This is a genomic window from Providencia vermicola, assembly GCF_010748935.1.
Classification (GTDB): Bacteria; Pseudomonadota; Gammaproteobacteria; order Enterobacterales; family Enterobacteriaceae; genus Providencia; species Providencia zhejiangensis.
Map to the genome: position 1 here is coordinate 72,403 of NZ_CP048797.1, position 22,428 is coordinate 94,830.

Genomic DNA, 22,428 nt, shown 5'->3' on the forward strand with positions numbered 1-22,428 from the left:
TGTCTTCTCAGATAGCATGGGAAGGTTGAAATGGAGAACACAATGCGAAGTCATAATTACTTTATGAAAGCTGTGGCCTCGCTGTTGACAGTAACCATGTCTGCGCTGCCGATACATTCCTACGCTAACGGTAGCCAAGACCAGGACATCACAGCGGTGGGTAAAGAGGCCCAGGCTTTCGGACAAAACCTCTCAAACTCATTCAAGTCGAGCTCGGGGACTGTGCAAGATGGCACAATCTCTATGCCGACGTTGAAAGACGGTCAATTCCAAATGAACGGGGGGAGTCAGATTAATGTCAATGATCTATTCCCCGGAACGAGCGGGACCAACAATAAACCTGATAGTTATTACTTCCCTGATGCCAATAAACCTGATGTGGGCGGTCTGCAAGGCATTTACGACTCTGGCGATGACATGGACAGCGTGGGGAATAATGCAAAAGGGTCGCTGTGGAGTGATGCCAATAGTGCTAATCCATCAATCTCTGGTGCGGCATACAAGGTTCTTCTCGATGCCTCTAATCGATCACGCCCTGATTTCAGTAATGACCCGGTACTAAATCTAAGCAAAAAGACCTATGAGGATATGGACCTCATCGCAGGTGGCTTTGGGGATTGTTCTGCCGAAACAACCATCAATCAGAATACTATCAACGCCCACATTCCAGAGTATGAACGGTGTCAGCGTGTTGTAGATCAAAGCGCGGACTGTGAGGTTGTCCATGACTACGACGCCTCTGTGGTGAAGCACTATGATGGTCCATATAACCTCAAATCTTGTGGAGAAGGCTGTACTGAGTTGTGGATTGGTCGAGTGGGGGACAACTACTGGAGTGGTAACTGCAAGATTTATGAGGAGTACACGCGGGTCCAAGTCAGCAATCCAGATGCCATAGTGTCTGCAACGCTTGAATACGCCAAGTGGGATGACTACATGCAAGTGTGGGTCGGTAAGTCCGGCCAAGAGACTAAAGTGTGGTCTGGCCCAGATGGCAACTTCCCTCCAGAAACAGCCGGTAGATGTGAGCTCTCCACGAGTTGGGAGCGAAACCCTAATGTTGATATCACTCCCTATTTTAAGAACGTGAAAGATGGTGATGTTGTTACGTTTAAGATCCGCGTTTCAGTAAGTGGCGAAGGTGAGGGTTTTGGCCGCATAAAACTCCGCTATGACCCATCGAAAGCCATTACCAAGGATGAGTGGGCTCCACAGAGCTGCATGGATTCAGCCAAAGGGGTGGTAGATGGTTTTGCGGAAGGCGAGATCACATGTATAGATGACCCGACTGATGCTACTGGCTGCACAGTCATCAATGGGATCAAAGTTTGCGAATCTCAACTCAAGCCGTCACCTTTGCCTGGTATTCCAAAACTATGCAAAAAGGTTCGAGTTAAAGCTGACTATGACTTCTATAAGGGGCAAATGGACTGCTGGACAGACCCTCAAGGTGAAACGCACTGTCCGGTAAACACGGGCGGGAATCTCGATAGCTGTCAGAAATATGAAGAAAACCCTCAGTGCGGCTTCATCAGTTCCAAATGTGTTGATGGTGCTCAGGGAAGTTCTGGTACGTGCTACGTCCACGAGGATACTTATGACTGTGGTACAGATGTTTCTGTTCCGACCTTGGAAAAGGAAACTGAGTACCAGTGCGGTGGGCCTATACGCTGCATGGGAGATGACTGCCTTGATTTGACCAAAACACAAAGCACTGATTTTGCTCGCGCTACTGCGTTGCTCAATGCAGCCCAATTCATGACGCAGGATATGAGCTGCACAGGCCAAGATGGGGATGACAATCCTACCGGGGATGAAAACGTTATTTGCTCTGCTTTTGCAGGGGAAGCTGGCGAATGCAAGATAGCTGTTGGGGGAGTTTCTGATTGCTGTGAAAAGCCAACCAATATATCTCTTGCCGATTATCTGAACCTAATAATGGCCGTTCCAAAGCTCGATGGCGCAGTGATGGGGCTGACTGATGGTAATGCGCTTAAAGGTGCTTATCAGGTACTTAGGGAACCTGCCCTTCAAGGGTGGACAGAAGTCACAAAACCGTTCACAAGTTATATAGAGAACGTTTCAGGTGCTGTTGATTCGTTCTTCCAGCCTGTAGAGCAGTTTGTTGATCAACTCATTGACCAGCTCAAAGAGCAAGTCAAAGAAGTGATGATGGATGTCATGAAATCAGCAGGCCAAGATGCAGCAACAGAGCAGGCGGCTGCCGCAGCATCTGAACAAGCTGCCGAAGCAATGATGGAGACTGCGACAACATGGCTTAGCACTGCCATGACGATATATACCGTCTATGTCGTTGCGATGGTGATGATCCAGATGATTTATAAGTGCGAGGAAGAAGAGTTCACTATGAACGCAAAAAGAGCGCTCAAGAATTGCACCTATGTAGGCTCTTATTGTAAATCTAAGGTGTTGGGCGCTTGTATTGAAAAAAGAGAAGCGTATTGCTGCTTCAATTCTCCGCTCTCTCGTATTATACAAGAACAGGTTCGCCCTCAATTGGGGCAGAACTTTGGAGACCCCAAAAATCCTCAGTGTGAAGGGATTCCACTAGATAAAATTGCCGAAATTGATTGGAGCAAAATTAATTTGGATGAGTGGCTTGGGATATTACAGCAGAACGGTAAATTCCCTGATCCGGCCTCAATAAATCTCGACTCGCTGACTGGAGCAGGGAATGACTTCAATATTGACGGGACGCGGAAGAATGCTCAGGAAAGGGCGTTGGAGCGGTTGGAAGGGATTGATATTGACGCGAAGCGAAAAGAGGCGACAAACAGCATAGACCCTCAAACAGGCGCGCCAACTGGTGGTGGATAAAAAAAGGGGCCTTTCGGCCCCTTTCTCATGTAGATTGATTACGCTTCTGGGTAAACAAATAACTCTGCTTTTCCCTGATCAAGAAGGTAAGGGAAAGCAACTTTTTCGCCATTATCCAGCTCAACCGATTTTGGAGCAAGGTAGAGGTAGGCCCAAGCTGGTAGCTGTTTGCTAATAGCTGCGTAGATCGCTTGCTGAGGAGCATGGCTTGCTGCCCCATTACCGACATTCACAAAGTTGTATGCGGTCTCATGGCCTGATGTGAAGGCATACGCTGTACCTTGAACGCCAGAGACAAAATTAGGAGCTGACCCTAGGCGAGGCTCCACGATTTTCACCTTAACGGAACACATGTCAGCTACCTTACTTTGTCCGTTCACCCACGTCGGGCAACCCCATTCATTCTTGTAGAACTGATAGGTTAGGCGACCGTCTTTGTCATACAGAAGCGTGAAATTGGCACCCAAATCAGTCAGCGCTGACTCAATGGAAACTTTCACATGTGAAAGAAATTTGGCCTGAGCGTCTGCCGGTGAAACTGCTTCGTTAGCAGGCATCCAAGCGATCAAGCTATTGCGAGCGCCATGCTGTTTGGGGCCGATAGCCCAGTTCGCAAGGTTGACCAAGCCACCTTGCCAGTCGGTCATTCCGAGCTGAGGGGACATGTAGCCAGACAGCACGTAGGCTGCCCCAAACGTTTTGGTGTCGGTCAGACGCTCCAGCTTGTCACGCGGAACAGAAGCGTCTTGGATGCCTGTTACCAGGCCACCGGCCTCCGCGATGTTGTAAGCGCGACTGTGATTGGTTTTGTACGCTGTGGGTTCGTAACTGCTGGTGGATGCACAGCCAGATAGAGCTGCTACAGCCAGAGCCACGGTGGTGATTAAAGCCTTTTTCATGTTGTTCTCCGTTCTTACCTGAGTTGAATCTGATTTACTTCGATAATATCACAGCATCAAAAAATGCAACCATAAAAGACAAAAAAAAGCCCCTCGGGCGAGGGGCAAAGGTTTGGGCTGGGTTATGCTGCTTTTGTTTTCTCGGCTTCGTCTGCGATTTCCTTGTCGCCGGTTGCAGATTCCGGAGCGGCTTCGGCCACTTCACCTTCTTTGCCTTTGCTGTGGGCGGAAATGCGAGCCCGTTTCTCGATGCCGATGATTCGACCGGCCAGCTTGATGAGGCGTTGCTGCCATTGGTAAGTGGCGTCGGTGCGCTGCTTGCTGGTCAGTACGGTGTTCAGCCAGAGAGTGTCAACGATCCCCATCAGGGTATCCAGTTTGCGGATCAGGTGTGCAAACTGAGCAACCTGAGGAGAGTTGATCTCGATGGTGTATTCATTCGGGTTGGTGTAGCCGGGCATCATGTCGATGCCGTTGTCTTCCATCAGCTTGTTGAGCTGGGCGGTAGCTTTGTCCAGGTCTTCGGAGACCTTGGAAATGTGTTCCAGGATGACGGTTTCAACCTGGTCGATTTCGTCCTGCTCACCGATGATGCGAAGGATCACGTCGATGGAGAACAGGGAGTTGGAAACTCGCTCAAAGCTGCGTTCCATGACGCGCTGAGCTTGGAGGCTGTTTACTTTCAGAACTTGCTTGAAAACAGGGCGAGAGTAGTGGTTGCTGCGGTCGTTGTTTGTGTCCAGTGCTACTTGTGCTTCTGCCATTAGAGATACTCCTAAATTTGAGGTACAGATAAACGCACTGGAAAGGATAAATGCGGTCAATCTGTAACCTGACCTCTCGAAGTGCCCAAAATGGACAGTTACAGCGTTTTCTGTTTAGCAAAGGTGAGCTATATTTGAATCATCTTAGTCGCTCTGCGGCTATAGGTGAGATAGCTGGTCTCCGAAAACAAACAGCATCTAGTCTTATGCCGTATGGCATTACTTAACCCCAAGCCGGGGGCTTCTCCCGGTTTTCGGGTGTTGCCCCTGTTTTTTTTACATAGGAGCAACACCATGCACATCATCACTTTCATTGTAGTTCTGCTTGCATCTCTGGGCGCACTGTACGTAGGCGCGAAGGCATTTGCTTTTTCCTTCATCGTTCTCGCTAAAGTGTTCCAGCGTATCGGTTTGTTCCTTTGGAACAAATTCGCAGTTCCTGCAATGCGGTCTGTACAGGCCGTCATCAAAGAACGTGCTGCCAAGGCTGAACAAGCCAAAGCAGTCGTTGAACCTGAGGTAACTCAAGTTCAAGAAGTCGCTAAACAAGAACCTGACTGGGATTATCTCGAAATCCCGACTTACCTTCGTAAGGGCAAGGAACTTGTTTGGTAATAACTGTCGCTGAGTAATCTTCGACACTTTCAAACCCATCGGGGCAACCATACCCCGACGGGGATGTTGCCCCTTTTTGCTTAGGAGCAACATCATGGAAATCGCTATCATCGCTTTGTGTATCCCTGCTGGTTGGGCAATCTCTCGTCCTTTCGTGAGAATCGCTGAATCGTTCGGTTACTGCTGATAGTCAACGCAAAGGGAGGGGGCAACCCCTCTCTTTCTGGTCAAGCCTCTGTGGCTTGTCCTCAAAGTCTTCTGGTGTCAGTTGGCTTTGACGACAAGCTACAGGGGGAATGTCGAATGCAACAGAATCTTCATGTTTACGACGATCACGCAGGCATCATCTATCTGGCTGATGGACGCGAGGTGAAATTTGATCCGAAACTGTATTCCAGCTCCTACCAGGCGCACAGTGAAGCAGTGAAGTGGGCCAAAGAAACCGGGGTCATTGGTCAAAACGACGATGTGGTGATGTTCGTCCATTGAGGGAGTAGCCTCCAGGAGAGGCTACTCTCCTCGCTCCTTAAAAGTCTTCTTACTCATGGTGAATACCATCAGTAAGCAGATTTTGTTCTCTTCGGAGAGCGAAAAGTGCGATAGCTGGTCGCCAAAAACAAACAGCAAATTAACGTTAATTTACTAGCCCAACCGGGCGCATCCGCCCGGTTCGGGACGTGGTGCGCCTGTCACAATAGGAGCGCACCTATGTCTCAATACTCTCAATTCTCAGTAAGCAAGGTTTTCGGTATGCCCAGCATTCCGGAGAAGGTAACGGCCATCGGCTACGCTGACGGTTCAAACCCTTTCATCCCTGCCACTGATACCAACTACGTTTTCCGCAAAGAGTTTCTGCGAGAGGTCTTGGCCTATCTCAAAGAGCCTGGCGGTGACGCATTGTTCGTAACCGGCCCTACCGGGTCTGGCAAAACCTCAGGTATCACCGAGATCGCTGGTCGTCTCAACTGGCCTGTTCAGCAAATCACTGCCCACGGGCGGATGGAGCTGACAGATCTGATTGGACATCACGCTCTGGTCGCGGAAAAGCCTGGTCAACCACCTGTCATGAAGTTCATGTATGGACCTCTGGCAGTCGCTATGCGTGAAGGTCATCTGCTCCTCATCAACGAGGTGGATTTGGCCGACCCTGCCGAGCTGGCTGGTCTCAACGATGTCCTTGAAGGGCGTCCCCTTGTGATCGCTCAGAATGGCGGGGAAATCATCAAGCCGCACCCGATGTTTCGTGTGGTCGTTACTGGTAACTCTACGGGGTCCGGTGATGCTTCTGGTTTGTACCAGGGGGTGATGATGCAGAACCTCGCAGCTATGGATCGCTATCGTTTCACCAAAGTAGGGTATGCGGATGAGGAAGCTGAACTCAGCATTCTTGGCCGTGCTACTCCGAAACTTCCGGAAAATGTGCGGAAGGGAATGGTTCGGATTGCTAATCAGGTCCGCAAACTGTTTCTTGGCGAAAACGGTGAAGATGGTCAGATCAGCGTCACCATGTCCACTCGGACGTTGGTGCGTTGGGCGAAACTGTCTCTAGCGTTCCGTGGTGCCCCAAATGCTCTTGAATACGCCTTGGATCAAGCTCTGCTTATCCGTGCGGCCAAAGAGGAGCGTGAAGCCATCCTGCGTGTTGCGAAGGATGTGTTCGGGGACCAATGGCGCTAAGAGGTGACGCATGAAGAAAAATGACTGTTTGTGCCGTCGTTACACTGCTAAAGAGTGGGGCAATGACGAAACCACAATAGAAGTCTTCATTGGCTACAAGTTGCTCCGGGAGCCCAGCTCCTCGGAGCCAGGCCAATTCACGATGGTCGAGCTACGCCGAACCGTCACTGATGGGAAAGCTGAAAATTGGTCTGAGACAAAGCTCGAAGGACCTTTTGAAGCTAACGGCCCAGACACGATCCCAATGTCCTACAAGGACAAAGAAAGCCAGTATGTGTCACAGTTTCTCAGCCAGGGGTACACCTTTCTGGATGAGGTGCTGGTAAACGCAGAGACACAGACGGTGCTGGAAGGGGGGAATGTTTCAGCCGGACAAACAGCCAGCTTGGGATCTCTCAACTGGCTGTTATCTCCGCCCTCTGAGTTACCTCCAGGTGACATAAACCTCTTCAAAGGTTTTGTTGCTGGGGTTTTTGCCAAAGGAGCCGGTTTAATCGGCTTTGAGGTTGCTCGGAGCGAAGGCTCAAATGACTTGCTACCCAGTGTGCTGATGCGTACTGACAGCGGTTATGAGCTTGGGGTTAGCACTGGACTAGGCGAAAACACTATCCATCCAGCTACGCTGGAAGGCGCTGGTGAACTCCGCCCGGAACATGGTCACAAACCCCTGCTGATGTTGGTTTACCTGCAACAGCGTTTCGCGGATGACTTTTCAAACGTAGAGAAGCCGCTGGTGGCATTCTGTGATGAACAGGGTGATACCTTCGACTACGAGCGTTTTGATTCACTAAAACCCCTCATTGAACGGTTTGGTTTCAGCTACGACGAAGTAAGAGCAGATGCAGAAAGGCTTGGCCTTGTATCTGAGCTGATTCGCCTGGCAGAGATCGACGCCGAACAAGAGGATCACTTTTTTTAACCCTTACGGGGGCTTGCTCCCCGAAAGGGGCGTTGGCCCTCTCCAAATAACTTGGAGGTCATGATGTCTAAAGGCGTCAACAAAGTAATTCTGGTCGGTAATCTCGGTTCTGACCCGGAAATTCGCTACATGCCAAGCGGCACTGCCGTTGCCAACTTCAACGTTGCAACAACGGATACGTGGCGCGATAAGCAGTCTGGCGAGCAAAGAGAGCATACTGAGTGGCACCGTATTGTGCTTAAAGGTCGTTTGGCGGAAGTCGCTGGTGAGTACCTGAAAAAGGGCTCCCAAGTCTATCTCGAAGGGAGCAACCGCACCCGGAAGTGGACTGACAGCCAACAAATCGAGCGCTACACCACCGAAGTACACTGCGTTGAAATGCAGATGCTTGGTGGTCGTGGAAATGCACCTCAGGACAACTCTCAACGTGCAGCGCCCCAAAAAGGGCAACGTACAGGAGCCGGTACGCAATCTGCTCCTGTGCAGCAATCAGCACCGCAAGGTGGTATGGGCGGAGGCTATGGTCCCGCTCCTGATGGCTGGGATGATGACATCCCGTTCATGCGGCTGCACCACTTGGCTGGCGGGTAACACCGCCAACTCTTACTAAACCCCACGGGGGCACTCATGCCCCGAGGGGGTCATGGTGTCCTCAAACCGTTCATTCGTGAATTGGAGAAACACCATGTCTGATAACAAATCTCTTGTAACCCGTATCGCAAGCCGGTTTGGCGTGGACACCCGAAAGTTCTATGAAACTTTGAAGGCGACCGCATTCAAGCAGCGAGATGGAAGTGCCCCGACCGATGAGCAGATGATGACGCTCCTGATCGTGGCTGAACAGTACGGTTTGAACCCTTTCACTCGGGAAATCTATGCGTTTCCTGACAAGCAAAATGGGATCATTCCGGTAGTAGGTGTTGATGGTTGGAGCCGCATCATCAACGAGCATCCCCAGTATGATGGCGTCGAGTTCGTGTATTCGGACAAGATGGTCAGAATGCAGGGGGCGAAAGTTGACTGCCCTGAGTGGATTGAATGCGTGATTTACCGTAAGGACAGATCTCGCCCTATCCGCATCAAGGAGTTCATTGATGAGGTGTACCGTGAACCGTTTCAGGGTCAAGGTCGCAATGGTGCTTACACTGTTGATGGCCCCTGGCAAACGCACACCAAGCGTCAACTCCGGCACAAGTCGCTGATCCAGTGTTCTCGTGTCGCATTTGGTTTCTCTGGTATTTATGACCAGGATGAAGCTGAACGCATCCGTGAAATGGAGCAGGCATCGGCCATTAACCCGGCTATTGCCAATCTCCCTTCACCATCTCAAGTTCAAAGCCAAGAGCCTTTGGCTATTGAGCACAAAGAGCTTGACCCGATCCTAACCAAACTCGCAAATCGCGCCATTGCTGAAAACGCATGGTCTGCGGCGCATGAGTATGTGAAGGGACGGTATGAAGGTTCGGAACTGCAATATGCGACTCAATTCCTTCGTGACAAGGAGATGGATCAAATGGAGCCTCCGAAACCTGACTACCAGGAAGCGCACGAGCAAGAGTCCGCCGCTGGTGGTTCTGCAAATGCTGAACCTGGTGCCGAAGAAATGCCGCCTTTGAGTGACGAGGACATGATCCCTGTTACAGAAGAGGAGGGCGCGGAAGGCAGTTACTACTAACCCCAACGGGGGGGACTCCCCCGCTGGGGGAGATCTCCCTCCTAACCATTGGAGAGAGGTCCATGAAAATAGTCAACCTATCGCAACGCGAGGAAGATTGGCTTGATTGGCGGCGTCAAGGTGTAACAGCCACTGACGCCGCTATCCTGCTCAATCGGTCTCCGTACAAAACACGATGGAGACTGTGGGCCGAGAAGACTGGGTATGCGCGTGAAGTCGATCTGAGTCTTAATCCGCTGGTTCGCCGGGGGATAGAAAACGAAGATGCTGCAAGACGCGCTTTCGAGGAGAAGTATGATGACATGCTGCTCCCCGCCTGTGTCGAATCGGTTCAATACCCGCTCATGAGGGCCTCCCTGGATGGCCTGAGAGATAACGGGGAGCCCGTCGAGCTGAAAAGCCCGAGTGCGACTGTCTGGGAAGATGTTTGTGCTGAGAAAGCAAACAGCAAGGCATACCAGCTTTATTACCCGCAGGTGCAACACCAGCTCCTGGTAACGGGGGCCAAGCAAGGCTGGTTAGTCTTCTACTTTGAAGGTCAGATTCAGGAGTTTCCAATACTCCGAGACGAAGCCATGATTCAAGAAATCTTGGCCGAGGCTAAAAAGTTCTGGCAACAGGTAGTAGACAAGAAGGAGCCCGACAAAGATCCAGAGAGAGACCTGTACATACCGCAAGGTGAAGAGGTCAACCGTTGGATTGCTGCTGCTGAGGAATACCGCCTCTATGATGCAGAGATTCAGGAGCTGAAACAGCGACTGTCTGAGCTTCAAGAAAGGCAAAAGCCTCATCTCGACACCATGAAGTCCCTCATGGGGGAATACTTCCATGCCGACTACTGCGGTGTGATGGTAACGAGATACAAAGCGGCTGGCCGGGTAGACTACAAAAAGCTGTTGGCTGATAAGGCGTCAGGCGTGAAGCCTGAGGATGTTGACCAGTACAGAGAGAAGTCATCAGAGCGGTGCCGTGTAACGGTTACTGGCTCTGTGAAGCCACGGTACATTGTTGATGAGGACGTGCTTGCTCCTCTTGATGATTTGCCGGAAGAAGTAGAGACGTTCTACTGGTGAGTGGGGGATTTTCCCCCGCTTTCCCTTGGGGATTCTGGGAGTCTCCAACGGAAAGCAAGATTTTGTTCTCTTCGGAGAGCGAAAAGTGCGATAGCTGGTCGCCAAAAACAAACAGCAAATTAACGTTAATTTACTAGCCCAACCGGGCGCATCCGCCCGGTTCGGGACGTGGTGCGCCCCCAACTTTTTGGAGTGCATCATGACTAAAGTGAACCATCTACAAAGCCTCTGTGTTATCCACGTAGACTTTGACATCTGGAGTGGACAAACCCGTTTGTCTGCATCTGATCTCAAGCTGGGCGAGGGTGGTGAAATTCCACCTGAGAAAGTAGCTCAACTGGGAAGTAAGAAGATCTGTGATCCGGCTAAGCTGAAAGGCTTTCATCGCCTGAAAACAGAAACTCGTCGCCTCCTGCTGAAATTCGGTATGCCGTTCATGAACGGATTTGCCGTACCCGTCAGCAAGACCGATGAAATCTGTAACAAGCTGAATGACATCAACTTTCAGTTTAACCAACTGAAACAGGATTTCATCAAAGGTTACAACAAAGCCGTGGATGAATGGTGTCAGGAGAACCCTGAGTATGAACGAGCTATCCGTGCCGGAGCCCTTCCAAAGGAAACGGTCGAGGAGCGGATTGGCTTTGAGTACCAGGTGTTCATGATCCAGCCTGTGAACGAAGATGAGGCCAACGCCAAACGCCTTAACCGCAAGGTTGAGCGCCTGGGTGACGATCTCATCTCCGAAGTGGTTCAGGAAGCGAATAAGTTCTATATGGAACGTTTGGCCGGTCGAGACCAATGTGCGGTCACTACTCGGCAGACACTCCGTAACATCCGCGACAAGGTGGATGGGCTTAGCTTCCTGAACAGCGCTTTTAACCCTCTGGTCAAGCTGCTCGACCAAACCCTCCGGGGATACGAGCAACATGCCGATGGCCGAAACATCGTTGCGCCTTTCTTTTATCAGGTCGTGGCCGCAGTGCTGATCATGAGCGAGAGGGACCGCATCGAGCAGTATGCCAATGGCTCGATTACTGTAGAGGGCATGGCTAATGACATTGGCGGTTCGGGAGCCCAGATGGGGGACCGTTCTAAAGATGAAAAGGCCGAACAGAAAAGCGATAAAGCCGGTGAGCTTATCCCTGCAACAGAGGGTGGCGAAACCAAGCAGCAACAGGTAGGTGGTACTGAATCTGTTCAATCAGAACAGACTAACAGCGGTGGTAACTCTGTTGACCTGGATGAAGACATCGACAACTTCTTCAAGAGTTTTGCAGAACGAGGCGAGGGTGAATCGGAAGATGAATCCAATGCCGGTGATGTGGTTCGAGAAGAGCGTGTTGATGTTGAGGATGAGCTGGTTTTGCCTGAGGAAACTCCGGTAGAGCAAGAGCCTGTCCAAGAGGAGACGACAGAGGAGCCTCTCAACCAGGAGCTGCCTAAAACTGACGACGATGGCGACTATTTCTTCTAATAGTCACTTCAACTAAACCGACCCGGAGGGGATAGCCATTCCCTCCAGGGGTGGACTATCTCCTTCCCTACCAGGAGAAAAGATATGTCCAAAAAACGCACCATTTACAGCGCTCTACCAATCGTGGCCGCAGCCTATGGTGAAAAACTCGGTGTCAAAGTCGCCATCGGTAACGATGACGCATACACCGATGGTAAGACCATCGTGGTTCCGAATATCCCCGACGACTATCCTCACATGGATGCTGTCTGGGGGTATTTGGCCCATGAAGCAGCCCATGTCCGGTTTACGGACTTTGGTGTTGAGCGCCGCAGAGGTCTTCATGCTGAGTTGTCCAACGTTTTGGAGGACTGCCGCATAGAACGGGCCATGATGGAACTCTTCCCCGGTACGTCGCAGACCCTGAATGAGGTTGCTCGCTATATGGCTCAAGCTGGTCATTACGAGCACGTCACAGACAAAGAGGCCCCTGCCTCCATTCTGACAGGGTTTTGTTTGTACTGGTTGCAAACCAAGGCTGTAGGGCAATCCGTCCTTCAACCCTATCTCGATTCGGCTACCCCCGTATTCGAGCGCGTGTTCCCTCAGGGTGTTGTTGTTCGGCTGAACGCTTTACTGCGTAAGGCTGTGAACACTAAGTCAACCGCAGAGGTGACATCCTTGGCCGACCAAATCATCAAGATGATCGAGGAGGAAAAGGAGAAAGAAGAGCAAAAGCCCCAGAATGGTCAGGATGGTAACAACCAGCAGAATGCTGGTGGCAACCAACCTCAGAACAGTCAGGGCGGAAGTGGTAACGATCAAAACCAAGGGCCTGATGCCAATGGTGGTGATCAGCAAGGTAAAGACCAGAAGCAAGACGATGCTAACGGGAAATCTGATCCGAAAGGACAGGGCGACCAAGGCAAGTCGGATACTGATGGTGGCAGCAAGGCAGGACAAAGCCAGGCTGGTGGCAATTCTGACGCGGCGAAACAAGACGCGGCCAAAATGCTCCAGCAGGTTCTGAATGCCGGTGCCGGTGATTTGCGTGGTGACGCGCATGATGCACTTAAAGCCGAGCTCAACCGGGTGGCTCAAGATAAGGGGGACAGTAGCTATATGACTGTTCGCTCTGCTGTGAACACCCAGGACAACCCTGCTGTTGGCAAAAGCCTGGTAGGGGATGTGAAGAGCACCACTTCAAAGATAAGAACGCAGCTCTACGGATTGGTCCAGGCCAGCCAGCGAGTTGCTCACCGTAACCAACGATCAGGGAAGCGTGTGGATGCTCGGAAACTACATCGTGTAGTGACGGGTGATACCCGCGTATTCCTCAAGCCAGAAGCCAAGAAACGCCCTAATACGGCGGTTCACATCCTGGTTGATATGAGCTCCTCGATGGCCTACAAGGCCGCCAATGGAAAGGAGCGTCAAGACATTGCGCGGGAAGCGTCCTTGGCTATTTCGATGGCTCTGGAAGCAATACCCGGCGTAAACCCGGCAGTCACCTTTTTTGGTGGCAACCGGAACCAGCCAGTGTTCAGTGTCGTGAAGCATGGAGATACGGTTCAGAATCGGGCCGGTCGGTTTGGGTTCAAAGCAACTGGCGGTACGCCTATGGCGGAAGCTATGTGGTATGCAGCTTTTGAACTCACCAAGACCCGTGAAGAGCGAAAAATGTTGATCGTAGTGACTGACGGGCAGCCTCAAAGCGCCCCGGCATGTCGCTCAGTGATTGACCTCTGTGAACGAAGCGATGTTGAGGTGATCGGCATAGGGGTAGAGACTACCGCAGTGTCAGGACTGTTCCAAAAGAACATTGTCATTGATGATGCGGCAGCTCTGCAACGCACACTGTTTAAGTTGATGGAGCGGTCATTGACTGCTTTTGCAGCTTAACAGGAAGTGAAACGACAAACGGCTATCCCTTCGGGGGTGGCCGTTTTTATTTGGAGAGTCTATGAACCAATTCCATTCATCTTTGGATTTGTATCATCGGAACAAAGGTAGAAGGGCTACAGTGCCGGAGACGCCTTTTTTACTGCTTGCTAAGCGCATTCCTCCGATGTACTGGAGACTGTTCCAGGGTGTTACTTTGGATAGTCGTATGGGATACACAGGCAGGCGGCAGTTCCACCGTCTTGGGCAAGCAATCGACTGGGCAAAGTCATCAGTTGGCGATTCCTGGTCAAATAAGCGCTTTCACAAGCCGGTAGGCCTCGATGTATTGCTGGCCTGTACTGCGAGTAAGGTGCCTGAACATCTGGTCGAAGAACTGAAAAGACGGGGCAGTTGATGCGTCTTTGAGCTTTGCACCCGAAAAGGGCAGTTTGAGCGTTCCTGTTCACACAGCTCTCGTGGAACAATCAAAGTGAGGAGGGAATACCCTCCCACTTTCTCAGAGGCCTTCATTGAGGGTTGCTGAGAAAGTGAATTTTGTCCTCTCTGAGGGCGAAACGTGCGATAGCTGGTCGCCAAAAACAAACAGCATTCAACCTCAGCCTAAGGGCGCACTGCGCCTGACAGGCTCTGTGTGCCCAAGTTACTTTAAGGAGCACACATGTCTCATCTGAACAATCTCAAATCCGTAATGATCTCTCTCGCCGCCGAACATAAGCTGCCTGAAATCTACCAGGATGACATCACTACCGATGTGGAGTCTCTGGATCGATTCGATGGTTTACGTCTGGTCTGGCTGTTGCGGTCTTGCGGCAGCGTATTGGTGCCAGCGGAAGTTGGCGTTAATCCGATCTATATCACCCATTGGTTGTGGTCTAACCACGGTCAACAGGTGGTTCCATTCTCTGTGGATACCCGCACGGGGTTGATTGAAAAAATCGACTTCGAGCAAGCTGAAAAGCTGATCATGCAGATGCCTTGCAACCTCTCTTCATTGCAGAACAAGGAATACTTGGTTGACCAGGTAAACCGAGTATTGCAACGAGGTTGTGAAATGCGTATCTGGGGTAGCTGGCCCAAAACAGCAATAACCTAACCCCTCGGGAGGAAACCCCTCCTGGGTTCTCTCCCACAAACAAAGGAGAGAAGCATGAGCCTAGACAAGTTAAGTCGGCTGGTGGACCAACAACGAAAGATCCAGGATGAAATCGACAATGAAATCATTCTGGCCGTCAAAGAGGTGTTGGCTACAAACTCAGTCGGTTTAGCCCGTGAGCTTGTTGGGGGTGTCCCGCAAGATCATCCATTCCATCCGTTTTTACTCGCTATAGCTAAGCAGCTTGACCCGAGATAACTAAGTAACCCAACCGGGTACACCAAGGCCCGGTCGGCTTTGGTGTACCTCCAACCAATTTTGGAGGCACTATGTCTAATTCAAATTTCGGCTTTCTAGCTCTGGCCTTGCGCCAACGCCTGATCAAACGCTGGTCACTGATGCACTCTGTTCAACCGGAGTCTGTGTTGGAACACAGCGCTGTTGTTACCCTGCTTTCCTACCTGGCTGGCAATATTGCCATTCAGCAAGGGAAGTCGGTGGATCTGGCAGTCATGCTTGCTCATGCTTCGTTGCATGATGCAGCCGAGGTTCTCTGTTCGGATGTTGTAACACCGGTCAAGAAAGCAAACGCTGTTTTGCAGCGTGAGTTTGAACGACTGGAAAAGGCCGCAGAGGACAAACTCATCCAGACTCTTCCCGAAGAACTCCAGGATGCAGTCGCCATAGCCTTCGCTCCCGGTGGCTATGAACAATCACTGGTTAAGGCCTGTGATACCTACTCCGCTTACATCAAGTGCAAACTTGAGGTGGCCGCAGGTAATGGCCTTGAGTTCCAGGATGCTCTCAGCAAAATGGAACGTGTTGTTGCTCAGGTGAAATCGGACTTCCCGGAAATCGACGCTCTGGACAAATGGTTTGGTAACGGACTCGGCCATTCAGTAGATAAACTGCTGGCAGGGGGTAACGATGACTAATCCAATCCCTGGCGACATCAAGATTAAGGACTTTGGCCGCGACCGGAAATTCCGTTCGGTTGATGAGCTTCAAAGCACTTTGTCAGAACAGTACAAAGGTCAGCATGTCAGCATCGTTTACCCTGCAAAGCCCAGCGGTTTACTCCGCACGGTTTTTGTCAGTGTCGATGATGCTGGTGGCGTGAATCGAACCTATGGGGACCAGTCTCCTGTCGATTTTTCTGCCATCAAAGATGACCTGTATGTACCAAGTGACCTGTAGGAGAGCACTAGCTATGGTGGTGATCATCGTAAACACAGGACACTATGAGTTTATCGGCCTTGGTGAGACCCACGGACAAGCCACAGAAGGGCTTTTGAAACGCTGGGACGAACACTGCGAACGTAATCCGGATGCTGAGTCTGGTTACATGCAGGAGCTGATAGAAGAAGGAAGCGCACAAGTTGTCGAGATGGAGCCCGGCTCCGCCGTAATTTACGGACTTGACGGCTAAGCCTTCTCAACTAACCCACTCGGGCGCATCATCCCGAGAGGGTGTGGTGCGTCCTAACCAAAAGGAATGCACTATGTCTAACTTTGAACAAGCTCTGGAGCGTACTGACGGTAAAACACTGATTCTCAGCAATGGGAGTAAGTGGGCAGGCCAAGACCCGGACAGTATTCAGACTTTACTGGATGTCCTGGGTGACAACGTTCTTGACCCGATGTTTGAGCAGTATCACTGTTATCGCCCATACCCGTTTGAACCAATGGTGAGGACGGGGCGAAATGGCGAAATGTTCCAGCCTTGGCTTGGGGCAGCCTGCTTCTTTGGGAACTTCCTGACTGTCTCTCATGTTTTCAACATCATCACGAAAGATGACGGTGTTGTTGAGGCCTTAACAGAGGCGATCCGGAAGAATATGGCGACTGAACAGTACCAGCAGAATGCCTATGAGCGTTATGCCGGTTGGTTCTACGCTGAAACCAGCGAAGGGTTAAGGCTAGTCTCTCCAAGTGAGGCTGCCGACATCCGAGCTGGCGCAGTTTCAAAGCTGCGTTACCCAAGAAACTTCGAGGTTATGAAAACTGCGGTTCTCAAAGGTCCTCGATTTGATACTGAATTAAGCCGCAAGGCTTCTTAACCCAAACATTAACCCCACGGGGGACATCGGTCCCTGAGGGGATGGTGTCTCCCTCTGAAATTAAGGAGATACCAATGATTAAACAGCATTTTCAAAACGAACTGGTTAAGTGTGGATACCCGGATGATCTGACGATTGAGTACAGTCTCGGATACTGCCAGGGGGATGGCGTAGCCTTCTACGGGGATTTGAGCGTTGATGACGTCAAAGCTCTCATGAATCGCCTATTCAGCACTGAGCCCGGCCAAGTGGATGCTGTCAGCCGCGTGAAGAACCTGATGGCACAGAAAGACATTGAGAATATGCTTTCTGTCCTCCGCGAATATGGTTCCTGTGACCTGTCCATTACTCGGAATAGTCACGGGCATCACTACAGCCATTGGAACTGCATGAACATCGACGACAACGTGGACTTCACAGGGATCTTCCCTGATGATGATTCCATGATTGGCACCGGCATTGAAGGGATTAACCAGGATATGGTCGAGCGCTGGCAAGACCTCTGGGAACGCTTTGTGCTGGAGCTGGCGGATGATGTAAAAAGTCTTTCCAAGAAGCTCGAAGCGGACGGGTACTCGCTGATCGAGGCCTCTCCATGCGAAGATGAAGTGGTTTGGGAACGGGCCACTGAAAACTACCTGGTGCGTGTTACTGAACTCCCTGAGCGGGATTTCGATATGGGCCACTGGGATGACGAAGTAAGAGACCAAACAATTTGTTCTATCCTGGAAGGGAAAGAGCGAGTGCTTGGCCTACGTGTTGAGGTACTCTCTCGTGAAAACGAGATTGTCCTGGGTGAAGAGAGTCTGCACGGCTTGACCGTTGCCAGTGATGACAAGAGCTACGCTGGCTACAGACGAGAACTTCTCCGGGGAGCTATCCAGCAAACCAGGGACTTTTTCTCTCGCCACCTCAAAGCGGCATAACAAGGCAGGGGGAAACCCCTGCTTTACTTCCCAAGTCTTCTTACTCATGGTGAATACCATCAGTAAGCAGATTTTGTTCTCTTCGGAGAGCGAAAAGTGCGATAGCTGGTCGCCAAAAACAAACAGCAAATTAACGTTAATTTATTAATCCCTGCGGGAGTCTATCTCCTGCTGGAGATACCTCCCGTTATTTCTGGAGGTATCCATGAACAAATTCCAAGACTTTAAGTTGGTTTATCGTCAAGGTGGTCGTCGCTTAGAGCGTGTCTTTACGGACACTCTTTACGCGAATGTGAAGCGTGTCGCTGACTCGTTTCCTCCGACCGTTCTTTGGCGCATTCAGCCAGCGTAAAACTCGGAACCTTAAAGCTCGGCTTTGGCCGTGACCTTTCAATAACCCATGCGGGTACACTTCCCCGCACGGGGTAGGTGTACCCATTAACTTTGGAGTACACCTTATGAACCAAGTAGCTAAATTGGACCTCGCCCAAATCCGTCAACAAGCCATCAATGATGGTCTGCTGGTGGACCAATCTTCCATCGGTAAACAAGCTGGTTTCCTGACCAATGTGGCAGTGACCCCGGCAATTGTCGATGGAGTATTTGGTGCAGATGGTAAGCACTCGGTAGAAGACTTCCTTTTCATGTTTTTGCAGCTTTGTGTTGCTCAAACAAAGGTCGCTTTTACCGACAACAAGAATTGGGGAAAGATTCGTCTTTATTACCCCATGCCCACTGTAGATGGCTTTTTCAAACCCACTGAGGTTGTGATTAAGTCAGATCCTGTAACCGCAGATGTCACAATCATGATGGCCTCGGAAGAGGGCGCTCATTTGTGCTTGTGATATTCACAAAATTCGCCTCCGTTTCGGGGGCGACCTTTTTAAACCCCTCGCCGGGGAGAACTCCCCGGCTGGGGAGCCTCCTTGGCACATTCTCCCGGTGTCGGGGTTTCCTTAAAACCCTGGCGACGGGGGTTTAAGGAAGCCTCGATGCTGGGGTTCACGCTAAGGAGAAAACCTATGTCTTACTACAAAGCTGACACCGTTCGTGAAGCTGCAAACGGAAACTGGCTATTCATCCTGGCGGCCCTAGCGCCCCATCTTGAACCAGCTCTCCGTAAACCTGGTCGTCATGTTTCTTGTCCTATCCACGGCGGGAAAGATGGCTTCCGACTGTTCAAGGATGCCCACCTGACTGGTGGCGGCGTATGCAATACATGCGGTGCCAATCATGATGGTTTTGAGCTGCTGATGTGGCTCAATAACTGGGACTTTAAACAGTGCCTGAGCGAGGTTGGTGATTATCTGGGCGTTGAGAAAGAGCAACCCCAGTATCAACAAGCCGCTGCACCGACACGAGCTCCTGTCCAGGCCAAAGCGCCTGTTCAGCAAGAGCCTATGAAGGTGAATAACAAGGTTCTCGATTCCAAGAATCGTAAAAAATCCATTGCCGGTACTCTGATTGCCCACGGTAAAGCTCCTTATGAGCATAACGAAGACAACGAGCTCAGCTACTTTGCCTTCATCCGTGACAAGAGCGGTTTGGAACGCACCATCTGGGGCGTGGATCTTGAAAGAGCCATTGGTGAAAGTGAAGCCAAGTATGGGGATGAGATCGTCATGACAAACCTCGGGCGCGAGCCTGTAACTGTCGTCGTTGAAGTTAAGGACGAGCAGGGGAATGTTGTGAGAGAACAACCTATGCAAACGCATCGCAACACCTGGCTGGTGGAACGTCGCGGCGCTACGGTAACGCAGTTCCGCGCTCGCTCGAACGGTGGTGTTGAGCCGGTGAGTCACCATGTTGAGTCGGCCCCTGTGGTCAACCGCAAGGTAGAAACTCCGGCACCGCAAGTACAACCTGCGGCCACACAACCGGAAGAGCAAAGCAGCGAAAATAAGCCGAAAGTTGTTCCGATGTTTCGTGAACAACCTAAGCCTTGGTTGCTTGAGCTCCAAGAAGAAATGGAGAAGAGAATGGAGCGCGAACGCGCTTACAGTGCTCGTCTCCGTGAGAAAATCGAGAAGGTATGGAACGAGTGTTTGCCGTTCTCCAGTCATGTGACTGAGCCAATGCGTCTGTACTTCAAAAACCGCGAGCTGCTGTTCAAAGTTGATGAAGTAGAAAAAACAGACTGTCTGCGGTTCAATCCGGCTATGGCCTACTACGACGAAGATGGCAATGAAGTTGGGAAATTCCCGGCTATCGTCTGCGCTATCCGAGATGTGGAAGGCAACCTGGTAACGCTCCACCGCACCTATCTCACCCAAAACGGTAAAAAAGCCAAGGTCGGCAACGCCAAAAAGATGATGCCCATTCCTGACGGTTTGGATGTCAATGGCGCGGCCATCCGCCTCGGTGAACCGACTGAGGGTATCCTGGGTGTTGCAGAAGGGCTGGAAACAGCTCTGTCAGCTTATCGAGTCACTCAAATCCCGGTTTGGTCAACGGTCAATGCCACCCTAATGGAGTCCTTCGAGGTTCCAGAAGGTGTTCACACCGTACTGATCTGGGCTGACAAAGATAAGTCTGTGACTGGGGAGAAGTCAGCGAACGTGCTGAAAGCCAAGCTGGAGAAGCGCGGCATTCGTGTGTACGTCCTGCTGCCTAAGCTCCCGATCCCGCCCAGAGCGAAAGGGATTGACTGGAACGATGTCCTGATGAGTCAGGGAAGCCTCGGTTTCCCGAATGCTCGCTACCTGCGCGATTTCATTGCGAGAAGGAGAGCTGAGTATGGCCGTCATTGATGTCTCGAAGGTTGATACAACGCCTGGTAACGACGCGGTGTGCCCCTTCTCTCCCCCTGAGGGGTGGGAGGGGGACTCTGCGGCCTACGTTGAGCTTATGCGGTCTCGGTATCGTCATCTGATGCACGGCCAGAGAATGATGGTGACAGCCTCCTTCGCAAGAAGGGAGCCTATCCAAGTTACTGGCCCGTTTGCTGATGAAGCGACGAAGATCATTAACTCAATGAAGATGAACAAGGCGAAGCCAACAGCTTTGTCTGCCTAAAACTTTAACCCTGAGGGGGTGTTCATGCCCTCTCAGGCATGATTCGCCTCCTCTTCAACTATGGAGGTAATCATGAAAAAGTTTTTGCGTATTAAGACGTGGTTTGTGCGTCTTTTCTCTCCTGACAAGAAGACTCTGGGAGCTATCGGTGAAGACCTGCGTAAGGTCGCCGTAACAGCCATCGGTGTCGGTATTGTAGGGGTCGTCTCAGAAAACGGAATCTATGGTCACTCCCGTTTTTGCAACACCGATTTTGACGATAAATTGGCTTGCTTGAATCTATCCGGCGTCTGAATGGGATTTTATTCCCGCGCCTCGATGAGTTCCGCGCCTGATGAACCTCCAGAAAAATATACGGCTTCAATGAGCCTTTCCGTTTTACAGGTTCCTCAACAGGCCGGTGGGCCGTTAGTATCATCAATATCAGTATTCGCAAAACCAGATCAGTGATTCTTTAAACCGGTGTATTTCTGCCGTTATGCTACATAAGTTTGCTGTCGTGCCGTTAGGGCCCAGGCTATTCTGGCCAGCTTGTTTGCCAGAGCACAAGTGACGACAAAGTTGCTTTTCCTACACAGTAGATCCCTGACCCAATCGGCCAATTTGCCAGACTGGTGTTCCAGTTTTTGTATGAATACCCTGGCACATTGAACCAACAAAGTTCGGATCTTTTTGTTACCTCGCTTACTAATTCCCAGCAATGTCGTCCGACCTCCCGTGCTGTACTGTCGAGGCACTAGCCCTGTTGCCGCCGCAAAGTCACGACTGCTGGCGTACTGCTTCCCGTCGCCAATCTCAGTTGAAATAGTACTCGCTGTCAGTGTTCCGACGCAGGGAATGCTCAGCAAGCGCTGTCCAATCTCATCTTCGTCCAACTTTCGTTTCAACTGGGATTCCAAATCTTTAATCTGCTCAACAAGATAGTGATAATGCTGTTGTAATTTCAGCAATAACTGGCTGAGGTATAGAGGCAAACTATTGTCCTCAAGAAGGGTACTCAGTCGGCTAATAACGGCAGCTCCTCGTGGAACGCTGATGCCAAATTCCAGCAGAAAAGCATGCATCTGATTGGTTGTTTTTACCTTATCCTGAACCAGGGATTCACGGACACGATGCAGCGCACGCATTGCCTGCTGAGATTCAGTTCTGGGCTGTACAAAACGCATAGACGGACGCGATGCAGCTTCACAAATAGCTTCGGCGTCGACAAAGTCGTTTTTGTTACTTTTAACGAATGGACGGACAAATTGTGGTGATATCAGCTTAGGAAAATGCCCCAACTCTTCCAACTTGCGTGCCATAAAGTGAGAGCCACCACAGGCTTCCATTGCGATGGTTGTAGCGGGGCATGTCGCCAAAAATTCGATTAACTTTGGCCGTGTAAATTTTTTACGGTAAACAGCCTTGCCGCGACGATCTTGGCAATGAATATGGAAAGAGTTTTTACCCAGATCGATACCAATGAGCGCAATGTTTTCCATGATAGTTCTCCGAATGAAAGCCTATCCTCAGC

The 22,428-nt window shown here is 50.9% G+C and carries 27 protein-coding genes; 24 read left to right on the top strand and 3 right to left on the bottom strand.

Annotation, left to right across the window (positions count from 1 at the left end; all coding sequences use genetic code 11):
- Positions 1 to 42 precede the first annotated feature (42 nt).
- Complete coding sequence (traN, locus tag G3341_RS20005; RefSeq protein WP_212505473.1) at positions 43 to 2,838, top strand: conjugal transfer mating pair stabilization protein TraN; 2,796 nt, start codon at positions 43 to 45, stop codon at positions 2,836 to 2,838.
- 38 nt (positions 2,839 to 2,876) lie between these two features.
- On the opposite strand, the gene G3341_RS20010 is transcribed toward traN, so the two are convergent.
- Positions 2,877 to 3,518 (bottom strand): hypothetical protein, encoded by a 642-nt coding sequence (locus G3341_RS20010; RefSeq protein ID WP_223854615.1) that lies wholly within the window; start codon positions 3,516 to 3,518, stop codon positions 2,877 to 2,879.
- Positions 3,519 to 3,859: 341 nt separating this feature from the next.
- Complete coding sequence (locus G3341_RS20015) at positions 3,860 to 4,501, bottom strand: hypothetical protein (RefSeq protein WP_000796664.1); 642 nt, start codon at positions 4,499 to 4,501, stop codon at positions 3,860 to 3,862.
- Between the two features lie 294 nt (positions 4,502 to 4,795).
- Here G3341_RS20015 and G3341_RS20020 point away from each other — a divergent pair, with 294 nt between their 5' ends.
- The 23 genes from G3341_RS20020 (at position 4,796) to G3341_RS20130 (ending at position 21,365) form a co-directional block, all read left to right on the top strand.
- On the top strand, positions 4,796 to 5,116 hold the full coding sequence (locus G3341_RS20020; protein ID WP_000547566.1) for a hypothetical protein: 321 nt from the start codon (positions 4,796 to 4,798) through the stop codon (positions 5,114 to 5,116).
- A 303-nt stretch (positions 5,117 to 5,419) separates the two neighbouring features.
- Positions 5,420 to 5,605 (top strand): hypothetical protein, encoded by a 186-nt coding sequence (locus tag G3341_RS20025; RefSeq protein WP_001186917.1) that lies wholly within the window; start codon positions 5,420 to 5,422, stop codon positions 5,603 to 5,605.
- Positions 5,606 to 5,824: 219 nt separating this feature from the next.
- Entirely contained in the window at positions 5,825 to 6,793 is a 969-nt protein-coding gene (locus G3341_RS20030; protein WP_000085160.1) for an AAA family ATPase, read from the top strand.
- A 10-nt stretch (positions 6,794 to 6,803) separates the two neighbouring features.
- Positions 6,804 to 7,712: a hypothetical protein gene (locus G3341_RS20035; protein WP_000739139.1), complete on the top strand. Its 909-nt coding sequence runs from the start codon at positions 6,804 to 6,806 to the stop codon at positions 7,710 to 7,712.
- 60 nt (positions 7,713 to 7,772) lie between these two features.
- Positions 7,773 to 8,303 carry a single-stranded DNA-binding protein gene (gene ssb / locus G3341_RS20040; protein ID WP_000987165.1) on the top strand — a complete coding sequence of 177 codons (531 nt, stop codon included), beginning with the start codon at positions 7,773 to 7,775 and terminating at the stop codon, positions 8,301 to 8,303.
- A 94-nt stretch (positions 8,304 to 8,397) separates the two neighbouring features.
- A complete protein-coding gene (gene bet / locus G3341_RS20045; RefSeq protein ID WP_001282585.1) occupies positions 8,398 to 9,387 on the top strand; it encodes a phage recombination protein Bet in 990 nt (329 codons plus the stop codon).
- A 62-nt stretch (positions 9,388 to 9,449) separates the two neighbouring features.
- Complete coding sequence (locus G3341_RS20050) at positions 9,450 to 10,460, top strand: YqaJ viral recombinase family protein (protein WP_000706865.1); 1,011 nt, start codon at positions 9,450 to 9,452, stop codon at positions 10,458 to 10,460.
- Between the two features lie 199 nt (positions 10,461 to 10,659).
- Positions 10,660 to 11,937, top strand: coding sequence for a DUF3150 domain-containing protein (locus G3341_RS20055; RefSeq protein ID WP_000170087.1), 1,278 nt, complete (start codon positions 10,660 to 10,662; stop codon positions 11,935 to 11,937).
- Positions 11,938 to 12,021: 84 nt separating this feature from the next.
- Positions 12,022 to 13,818, top strand: a complete 1,797-nt coding sequence (locus G3341_RS20060; protein WP_000039319.1) for a VWA domain-containing protein — start codon at positions 12,022 to 12,024, stop codon at positions 13,816 to 13,818.
- 61 nt (positions 13,819 to 13,879) lie between these two features.
- On the top strand, positions 13,880 to 14,215 hold the full coding sequence (locus G3341_RS20065) for a hypothetical protein (protein WP_001447572.1): 336 nt from the start codon (positions 13,880 to 13,882) through the stop codon (positions 14,213 to 14,215).
- A gap of 264 nt (positions 14,216 to 14,479) precedes the next feature.
- The gene (locus tag G3341_RS20070; RefSeq protein WP_004200877.1) at positions 14,480 to 14,914 is read left to right on the top strand and encodes a hypothetical protein; all 435 of its coding nucleotides are present in this window, start codon (positions 14,480 to 14,482) and stop codon (positions 14,912 to 14,914) included.
- A gap of 54 nt (positions 14,915 to 14,968) precedes the next feature.
- Positions 14,969 to 15,172, top strand: coding sequence for a hypothetical protein (locus G3341_RS20075; protein WP_000050847.1), 204 nt, complete (start codon positions 14,969 to 14,971; stop codon positions 15,170 to 15,172).
- Positions 15,173 to 15,243: 71 nt separating this feature from the next.
- Complete coding sequence (yfbR, locus tag G3341_RS20080; protein WP_000071870.1) at positions 15,244 to 15,849, top strand: 5'-deoxynucleotidase; 606 nt, start codon at positions 15,244 to 15,246, stop codon at positions 15,847 to 15,849.
- Positions 15,842 to 16,111 (top strand): hypothetical protein, encoded by a 270-nt coding sequence (locus G3341_RS20085; protein WP_000184110.1) that lies wholly within the window; start codon positions 15,842 to 15,844, stop codon positions 16,109 to 16,111. Before yfbR ends, G3341_RS20085 begins: the two co-directional genes overlap by 8 nt.
- Positions 16,112 to 16,124: 13 nt before the next feature.
- Positions 16,125 to 16,343 carry a hypothetical protein gene (locus G3341_RS20090; RefSeq protein ID WP_000260293.1) on the top strand — a complete coding sequence of 73 codons (219 nt, stop codon included), beginning with the start codon at positions 16,125 to 16,127 and terminating at the stop codon, positions 16,341 to 16,343.
- Between the two features lie 73 nt (positions 16,344 to 16,416).
- Entirely contained in the window at positions 16,417 to 16,974 is a 558-nt protein-coding gene (locus tag G3341_RS20095) for a hypothetical protein (protein WP_000064432.1), read from the top strand.
- A 74-nt stretch (positions 16,975 to 17,048) separates the two neighbouring features.
- Positions 17,049 to 17,900, top strand: coding sequence for a hypothetical protein (locus G3341_RS20100; RefSeq protein WP_000595210.1), 852 nt, complete (start codon positions 17,049 to 17,051; stop codon positions 17,898 to 17,900).
- Positions 17,901 to 18,105: 205 nt separating this feature from the next.
- Entirely contained in the window at positions 18,106 to 18,252 is a 147-nt protein-coding gene (locus tag G3341_RS20105) for a hypothetical protein (RefSeq protein WP_001032043.1), read from the top strand.
- 106 nt (positions 18,253 to 18,358) lie between these two features.
- Positions 18,359 to 18,745, top strand: a complete 387-nt coding sequence (locus G3341_RS20110) for a hypothetical protein (protein ID WP_001077336.1) — start codon at positions 18,359 to 18,361, stop codon at positions 18,743 to 18,745.
- Between the two features lie 177 nt (positions 18,746 to 18,922).
- Positions 18,923 to 20,650 carry a DUF7146 domain-containing protein gene (locus G3341_RS20115; protein WP_000122922.1) on the top strand — a complete coding sequence of 576 codons (1,728 nt, stop codon included), beginning with the start codon at positions 18,923 to 18,925 and terminating at the stop codon, positions 20,648 to 20,650.
- Positions 20,637 to 20,915 (top strand): hypothetical protein, encoded by a 279-nt coding sequence (locus G3341_RS20120; protein ID WP_000268337.1) that lies wholly within the window; start codon positions 20,637 to 20,639, stop codon positions 20,913 to 20,915. Before G3341_RS20115 ends, G3341_RS20120 begins: the two co-directional genes overlap by 14 nt.
- Positions 20,916 to 20,987: 72 nt before the next feature.
- Positions 20,988 to 21,209 carry a hypothetical protein gene (locus tag G3341_RS20125; RefSeq protein WP_000714163.1) on the top strand — a complete coding sequence of 74 codons (222 nt, stop codon included), beginning with the start codon at positions 20,988 to 20,990 and terminating at the stop codon, positions 21,207 to 21,209.
- Complete coding sequence (locus tag G3341_RS20130) at positions 21,210 to 21,365, top strand: hypothetical protein (protein ID WP_163863686.1); 156 nt, start codon at positions 21,210 to 21,212, stop codon at positions 21,363 to 21,365.
- A 26-nt stretch (positions 21,366 to 21,391) separates the two neighbouring features.
- Here the strand turns inward: G3341_RS20130 and G3341_RS20135 are convergent, their stop codons facing one another.
- On the bottom strand, positions 21,392 to 22,396 hold the full coding sequence (locus tag G3341_RS20135; RefSeq protein ID WP_000427620.1) for an IS110-like element IS4321 family transposase: 1,005 nt from the start codon (positions 22,394 to 22,396) through the stop codon (positions 21,392 to 21,394).
- Positions 22,397 to 22,428 lie beyond the last annotated feature (32 nt).

Coding starts and splice junctions, on each gene's coding strand:
- G3341_RS20060 (WP_000039319.1), top strand. CDS start 12,022: ATGTCCAAAAAACGCACCATTTACAGCGCTCTACCAATCGTGGCCGCA.
- G3341_RS20100 (WP_000595210.1), top strand. CDS start 17,049: ATGATTAAACAGCATTTTCAAAACGAACTGGTTAAGTGTGGATACCCG.
- G3341_RS20110 (WP_001077336.1), top strand. CDS start 18,359: ATGAACCAAGTAGCTAAATTGGACCTCGCCCAAATCCGTCAACAAGCC.
- G3341_RS20135 (WP_000427620.1), bottom strand. CDS start 22,396: ATGGAAAACATTGCGCTCATTGGTATCGATCTGGGTAAAAACTCTTTC.
- G3341_RS20035 (WP_000739139.1), top strand. CDS start 6,804: ATGAAGAAAAATGACTGTTTGTGCCGTCGTTACACTGCTAAAGAGTGG.
- G3341_RS20075 (WP_000050847.1), top strand. CDS start 14,969: ATGAGCCTAGACAAGTTAAGTCGGCTGGTGGACCAACAACGAAAGATC.
- yfbR (WP_000071870.1), top strand. CDS start 15,244: ATGTCTAATTCAAATTTCGGCTTTCTAGCTCTGGCCTTGCGCCAACGC.
- G3341_RS20115 (WP_000122922.1), top strand. CDS start 18,923: ATGTCTTACTACAAAGCTGACACCGTTCGTGAAGCTGCAAACGGAAAC.
- bet (WP_001282585.1), top strand. CDS start 8,398: ATGTCTGATAACAAATCTCTTGTAACCCGTATCGCAAGCCGGTTTGGC.
- G3341_RS20015 (WP_000796664.1), bottom strand. CDS start 4,501: ATGGCAGAAGCACAAGTAGCACTGGACACAAACAACGACCGCAGCAAC.
- G3341_RS20050 (WP_000706865.1), top strand. CDS start 9,450: ATGAAAATAGTCAACCTATCGCAACGCGAGGAAGATTGGCTTGATTGG.
- G3341_RS20070 (WP_004200877.1), top strand. CDS start 14,480: ATGTCTCATCTGAACAATCTCAAATCCGTAATGATCTCTCTCGCCGCC.
- ssb (WP_000987165.1), top strand. CDS start 7,773: ATGATGTCTAAAGGCGTCAACAAAGTAATTCTGGTCGGTAATCTCGGT.
- G3341_RS20105 (WP_001032043.1), top strand. CDS start 18,106: ATGAACAAATTCCAAGACTTTAAGTTGGTTTATCGTCAAGGTGGTCGT.
- G3341_RS20025 (WP_001186917.1), top strand. CDS start 5,420: ATGCAACAGAATCTTCATGTTTACGACGATCACGCAGGCATCATCTAT.
- G3341_RS20020 (WP_000547566.1), top strand. CDS start 4,796: ATGCACATCATCACTTTCATTGTAGTTCTGCTTGCATCTCTGGGCGCA.
- G3341_RS20055 (WP_000170087.1), top strand. CDS start 10,660: ATGACTAAAGTGAACCATCTACAAAGCCTCTGTGTTATCCACGTAGAC.
- G3341_RS20065 (WP_001447572.1), top strand. CDS start 13,880: ATGAACCAATTCCATTCATCTTTGGATTTGTATCATCGGAACAAAGGT.
- G3341_RS20130 (WP_163863686.1), top strand. CDS start 21,210: ATGGGATTTTATTCCCGCGCCTCGATGAGTTCCGCGCCTGATGAACCT.
- traN (WP_212505473.1), top strand. CDS start 43: ATGCGAAGTCATAATTACTTTATGAAAGCTGTGGCCTCGCTGTTGACA.
- G3341_RS20125 (WP_000714163.1), top strand. CDS start 20,988: ATGAAAAAGTTTTTGCGTATTAAGACGTGGTTTGTGCGTCTTTTCTCT.
- G3341_RS20120 (WP_000268337.1), top strand. CDS start 20,637: ATGGCCGTCATTGATGTCTCGAAGGTTGATACAACGCCTGGTAACGAC.
- G3341_RS20085 (WP_000184110.1), top strand. CDS start 15,842: ATGACTAATCCAATCCCTGGCGACATCAAGATTAAGGACTTTGGCCGC.
- G3341_RS20030 (WP_000085160.1), top strand. CDS start 5,825: ATGTCTCAATACTCTCAATTCTCAGTAAGCAAGGTTTTCGGTATGCCC.
- G3341_RS20095 (WP_000064432.1), top strand. CDS start 16,417: ATGTCTAACTTTGAACAAGCTCTGGAGCGTACTGACGGTAAAACACTG.
- G3341_RS20090 (WP_000260293.1), top strand. CDS start 16,125: ATGGTGGTGATCATCGTAAACACAGGACACTATGAGTTTATCGGCCTT.